This window comes from Microbacterium sp. CCH5-D1 (assembly GCF_001557335.1).
GTDB classification, from domain to species: Bacteria; Actinomycetota; Actinomycetes; order Actinomycetales; family Microbacteriaceae; genus Microbacterium; species Microbacterium oxydans.
On sequence record NZ_LSJW01000174.1, the window covers coordinates 1 to 1,031 of the forward strand.

Genomic DNA, 1,031 nt, shown 5'->3' on the forward strand with positions numbered 1-1,031 from the left:
GCTGGGAGCAGGGTGAGGGGTACCCGGCGCACCTGGCGCGGGTGATGTGGGGTGAGGGTCCGCGACCGGACGCGAAGCGGCTGGACGCCGCTCTGACGGCCTGCCGGTACGTCGCGGCCCTCTCGCCCGAGGAGGCGCAGGTGGGGCCGCTGGCGGCCGCTGCGTGGCTGTCCTGGGCGCTGGGACGCTCCACTCACGCCGACGTCTACGCGCGTCGCGCGCTGGCGATCGATCCCGAGCACGGCCTGTCGCAGATCGTGCGGACGATGGTCGATGCCGGTCACCTGCCCGAGTTCGCGTTCTCGCGCTGACACTGACCGCCGCACCCTCCCCGGAGGGTGCGGCCCGGACCTCACGGAGGACACCATGACCAACCAGCTGACGCCCGCGAAGGGCATCACCGTGACCCACTACCGAGGCGCGAGCGACGGCGTGCCTGTGGTGCAGATCGACACCGCGCAGGACGCCGGACGGCTGCGCGTGAACCTCAACGACGGCCCGCCCCTGTACGACGGCGACCCCGAGCGGGACGACGCGCCGGGAGCGTTCCGCGGGCCGTCCGCGCCCGATTCGATCCTCGTTCAGGGTGCGCCCGAGTCCGCGCAGCAGATCGCGGATGCCGTGATCGCCGCCGGGTACGGCGACGCCGAGACGTTCGCCTTCGCGCTGCGGGCGGAGCCCATCGACGCGCACACCGTGCGCGCCCTCATGGCCAAGGCCGCACGCGCAGCGTTCGGCACCCTCAGCGTGCAGGTGGCGGACGTTCGCGAGGGCATCAGGAACCTGAACGACGCGGCCGAGGGTGATAGCAACGACGCCGTGATCGAGGCCGCTCACGACATGCTGAACGCCGCCGCATGGCTGGCCGACAGTGTGGACAGCGGCATGCGGTGAGACTCGCGCGGGCACCTGCACCCGAGCGGGTGCCCGCGTGACCCCGAGGCTTGCGAATGTCGGACCCCCCTACTAGTGTTGTGTATGTCAGATACACAACACGTTCTAGGGAGGACGACATGACTGACATCACCACC

2 protein-coding genes are annotated in these 1,031 nt (G+C 70.9%); both read left to right on the plus strand.

Annotation, left to right across the window (positions count from 1 at the left end):
* A partial coding sequence (locus AX744_RS10665) for a DUF4192 family protein (protein WP_157543581.1) occupies positions 1-311 on the plus strand: 311 nt, incomplete at its 5' end.
* Between the two features lie 55 nt (positions 312-366).
* A complete protein-coding gene (locus AX744_RS10670) occupies positions 367-894 on the plus strand; it encodes a hypothetical protein (protein WP_061016818.1) in 528 nt (175 codons plus the stop codon).
* Positions 895-1,031: the final 137 nt, after the last annotated feature.

Coding starts and splice junctions, on each gene's coding strand:
- AX744_RS10670 (WP_061016818.1), top strand. CDS start 367: ATGACCAACCAGCTGACGCCCGCGAAGGGCATCACCGTGACCCACTAC.